We start from the raw sequence: 4523 nt of genomic DNA, 5'->3' as shown, positions 1-4523 counted from the left end.
TAATACCGACGATAAATTTGTCGAATTCGACCACGCGCCGTTTGGAATTTTGGGGCTTCAAACCCTCGTGCCGCTTACGTTGCGGCTCGTAGAGCAGGGCGTCATTAGCCTTGAAGATATGGCGCGGCTGTGCTCGTTTAACCCGGCTAAAATTCTAAATTTAAAGGACAAGGGCGAGATCAAAGATGGCTTTTTGGCCGACGTCGCGATTATCGATCCGCAGATTTCGTATGTTTACGACGAGGCGCTAAATAAGTCCAAATCGCGCAACTCGCCGCTTTTCGGCAAGCAGCTTACGGGCGCTGCGGTATGCACGATCAAAAGCGGTCGCGTGGTCTATGAGTTTCCAAACGTCGTAGCGTAGGGCGCTTGCGGCGTAGAGTTTGCGAGCAGCGGCTTTGCGGGCGCGGCTTGCGGACGAGCGGCATTCGTAGCATAAACGGAGCGATTGCTTTATTTTAAATTTACGCTAGTTTAGGCGCAACGGCTCACTTTTAAAATTTTGCGGTGCGATCGATTTATTTTAAATTTGGCGGTGGCGTAGGCACGGCAACTTGTCTTTAAAATTTCATAGCGCGTTTTGCTCGGTATCGGCGCGATCTTTGATCCCGCAGCGCGATCGCCTTGCTTAAATTTAATGGTAGTCCGGATATAGCAAACTACGTTTAAAATTTTACGGCGCGATTTTTTGGTTTAATTATGCACAGCGCTGCGACTAATTCTCTTTAAATTTTTGCGTAGCTCAGTGCGGCAGTTTACTTTTAAAATTTCATAGCGCGATTGCGATTGGAATTTTTTAAAGCGGTTTGTCATTTTTAAAGTGCAAAAACCCACGTCCACAACCGCACATAGCAGGGTTTTGCGTGTGACTACAAGAGCCAAATTCCAAAACCGAAATTTCAAAAAAGGCTGCACGAAGCATGGATAAATTTCGTCCGCGCGGCCTTTAAGAGTCCTAAATTTAAAGCCTTTCAAAACCGAAATTTCATCTCATTTAAAGAAAGAAAGCACGCTAAGCCTCTATCGTCGCAGGCCGATCAAACGCCGTTACGTTCGGCAGTTCGCCTTTAAATTTCTCGATCTGCACCATGCTCGTGTGCGCGGTGTTGCTTTGCGATAGCTGCGAGCTAGGCACATCCTTGGTTAGCACGTTTATGTTGCCGTGCTTGCATAGGCTGCGCTCGCCCCAGACGGCGGGATCGTACCACGCGCCTTCGCTCACGATCACGACGTTATCTTGTGCCGTATCGCTTACCAGCGCGCCGCAGAGTATCTCGCCTCGGTCGTTGTAGATCCTCACCACGTCGCCCATTTTTATGCCGCGCGCTTTTGCCGTGGCGGGGCTGATAAGTGCTGGTTCGCGGTTTGCGATCTCGGCGTAGTTGCGGATGAGCGAGCTGTTTAGCTGCGAGTGGAGCCTAAATTTAGAGTGCGCGCCGCTGATGGCGATAGGGTACTTGCTCACGTCGCCACCCAGCCACTCAAACGGTTCCATCCACGTCGCGTGCGGCGGGCAGTCGGGATAGCCTAGCTTTTCGACCGCTTCGGAGTAGAGCTCGATCTTGCCCGACGGGGTTTTTAGCGCGTTTTTCTCGGGATCGGCGCGGAAGTCCGCATAGTTTGTGAAGTACCGCTTTTTCTCGTCTACTTGATCAAATTTAATGTAGCCCTTTTGCCAAAACTCCTCAAATTTAGGCATCGCTATGCCCATGCCTTCAGCCTTTTGAACTGCATCGGCGTAGATTTCCTTCACCCACTCAAGCTCCGTTTTGCCCTCGCTAAAGGCCTGCTCGTACTCCTCGCCCCACTGCGCGCAGATGAGCCGCGCGATCTCAAAGTCGCTCTTGCTCTCGCCTGCGGGCTTTACTAGCGGTTTAATCGCAAAAAGGTATTCGCTAGTCGAGTTTGCAAACTCGATATCCGTGCGCTCGCATTCTAGTGCTGCCGGCAGCACGATGTCGCTGAGTCTTGCCGTACTCGTCCAAAAGGGCTCGGTGGTGATGATCGCTTCGATCTTTTTCATCGCTTCGACCGCGCGGTTGGTGTCCGGGTGGCGGGTGAAGGTCGAGCCGTTGGCGTTAAACATCACGCGGATGTGCGGCATGACGTACTTTTTGCCGTTGCGCTCGATTTCTTTGCCCGGCTCCATGATCGCGTCTATGAGCCTGCTGTTTGGTATCTCATGGTATTTGGCTTTGGCTAGCTTGCCCTGCGGGGCAAGGTATTTTTCGTTTACCGCGGGATTAAAAGCCTGAAGCTTTGGCGCGATGAAGCTAATATCGGCGTTTTTATGCATCTGATCGTTCATCACGTAGCCGCGCCCCGTCTTGCCGATGTCGCCCAGCATCGCTGCTAGCGCGATGAGCGCCCAGTACGCCATCTCGCCGTGGTGCTGGCGCTGTATCGCGTAGCCCGTGACGATGAGCGTGTCTTTTTTGGCCAGCGTACCCGCTAGCTCTTTTAGCTCCTTTTCGCTCACGCCGCAAATTTTACTCGCCCACGCAAGATCTTTTTTCACGCCGTCTTTTGCGCCCGTGAAATACTCCTTAAATTTATCAAACCCGACCGTGTAGCGCTCAATAAATTCTTTGTCGTAAAGCCCGTTTTCGTAAAGATAATCGCAAAGCCCGATCAGCATCGCCGTATCGGTGCAAGGGCGCACGGCGAGATAGTGCGCGCCGAAATACTCCGCCGTTTCGTTGCGGTAGACGTCGACGCTGTAAATTTTCATCTCGCCTTTTTTAAATTTCTCTTTCATAATCTCGTAGTAGGCGTATGAGTTGTGCATCGGTACGCCGATGGCGATCTTGTTTGACACGACTGGGTTCGTGCCCCAAAACACGATCGTTTTAGCCTCCTTTACCACGCCTTCCCAGCGCGTAGGATTATGCGTCGGATCGATAGATCCCGTCACGTGAGGCAAAAACGCCGTCGCCGCGCCGTATGAGTAGCCGCCAAGCTCGCTCACGTAGCCTCCTAGCGCGTTTAGCATGCGCTTTGCGGTGCGCTGCGAGTGGCCGACCTTGCCTAGGCTACCCCACTGATAAAGCTGCCCGTAAATAGCCCCAGAGCCGTATTTATCGAAGTTTTCTTTTAAAATTTTAGCGCTTAGCTTTATCGCCTCGTCCCAGCTAACGCGCACGAAGGGCTCTTTGCCGCGAAGCTGTGGCTTTGGATTTGAGGGATCGGCTAGGAAGCTTTTGCGCACGTATGGGTATTTCACGCGCGTTTCGTTTTGGATATGATCGCTTAGGGCGTTATTTAGCACCGTCGGCATCGCGTCGCCCTCAAAGGGCTCTGTGCCCACGACCCTGCCGCCGATGGTTTGCACGTAAAACGCGCCAAATTTATTCGCGCAAAGTCCCATCTGCTCGTCAAATATCGCCTGCGCCGCCGCGCCTAATTGTTTTGCTTGCGCCGAAGCCGCAGCCAGCGCACCTAGTTTTAGAAAGTCTCGTCTTTTCATGGTTTTTCTCCGTTAAATTTAAATTTGTTTGTTGGTTTGGTTTAAATTTAGCGGGATTTATGAGGTTGAACTTTGCATCGTTTGCCTTTTAGTGTATTACGCGACCTCGCGTCTTGGCGGCGATTTTACGAAATTTAGGCTTAATTTGCCATTTATCTATGGCGTCGCGATGGAATTCTATTAGAGCTAAGCACTAGACAAATTCCGCCGCGACTATTTGGGTCAAAAGTTATACGTAAGGCTTAGATTGAAGGTGCGCGGATCGCCGTAGATCATTCGATTAGAACCGATACCCTCAAAATAGCGCTTATCGGTTATGTTATCGACGTTTAGCTGCACATCTAGGTTTTTACTCGCTTTGTAGCCTAGCATTACGTTTGCAATCGTGTAGGCTTTCTGCTCGATCCTGCCGTATGGCGAGTCGGAATAAATCTTTGAGCGATACATCGCGCCTGCGCCGATTCTAAATGTGCCGATCTCATATTTTGCAAAAAGATTTGCGCTGGTGCGGGAGGAGTCGTTGGCGTAGATATTGCCGTCAGCATCTTTGGCTTTGTAGTGCGCTAGCCCCATGCTTAGGCTTAGCGCATCGGTGATTTTACCGTTTACATCCGCTTCAAAGCCCCTGCTGGTTACTCCGCGACCCTGCCTGTAAGCGTAGGAATTTGTGCCCGTGATATACTCGTCGGTGCGGATGCCGAGCTTATCTTGTATGATCTTAAAAACGCCCAGGCTTGCTTGCAGATCGCCGTCAAAATACTCGCCTTTGATGCCCGCTTCGTAGTCCTTGCCTTGGATGGGATCAAGATATTTATTGTTTTTGTCCTTGTAGGTTTGAGGTTTAAAAATACTCGTATAACTTGCATAAAGGGTATGATGATCGTCTAAATCATAGGTGATCCCTGCATATGGAGTAATTTCGCGGGTAAAATTTCTATTATCTGCTCCACCTGTAATTTTATATTTATAGTAACTCATCCGCGTTCCTAATAAGAGCTTTAAATCCTCGGTGATTGAGAGTTTATTCGCGGCATAAATTGCTTTTTGAATAGTTTGA

At 50.2% G+C, this 4523-nt stretch carries 3 protein-coding genes; 1 reads left to right on the top strand and 2 read right to left on the bottom strand.

Going from position 1 to position 4523, the window contains the following annotated elements; translation table 11 throughout:
- Window positions 1-364, top strand: a 364-nt coding sequence (locus Q0256_RS09405; protein WP_297962457.1) for an amidohydrolase family protein, incomplete at its 5' end; no start/stop codon positions are given.
- A gap of 648 nt (window positions 365-1012) precedes the next feature.
- Here the strand turns inward: Q0256_RS09405 and Q0256_RS09400 are convergent.
- Together Q0256_RS09400 and Q0256_RS09395 are read right to left on the bottom strand one after the other, a co-directional pair.
- Window positions 1013-3466: a molybdopterin-dependent oxidoreductase gene (locus tag Q0256_RS09400; RefSeq protein WP_297962455.1), complete on the bottom strand. Its 2454-nt coding sequence runs from the start codon at window positions 3464-3466 to the stop codon at window positions 1013-1015.
- Window positions 3467-3688: 222 nt separating this feature from the next.
- A partial coding sequence (locus Q0256_RS09395; RefSeq protein ID WP_297962453.1) for a TonB-dependent siderophore receptor occupies window positions 3689-4523 on the bottom strand: 835 nt, incomplete at its 5' end.

The organism is uncultured Campylobacter sp., from assembly GCF_937949835.1.
In the GTDB taxonomy this organism is placed as follows: domain Bacteria; phylum Campylobacterota; class Campylobacteria; order Campylobacterales; family Campylobacteraceae; genus Campylobacter_B.
Note: the sequence above shows the minus strand (reverse complement) of the source record. Positions and strands in the feature narration are given on the sequence as shown.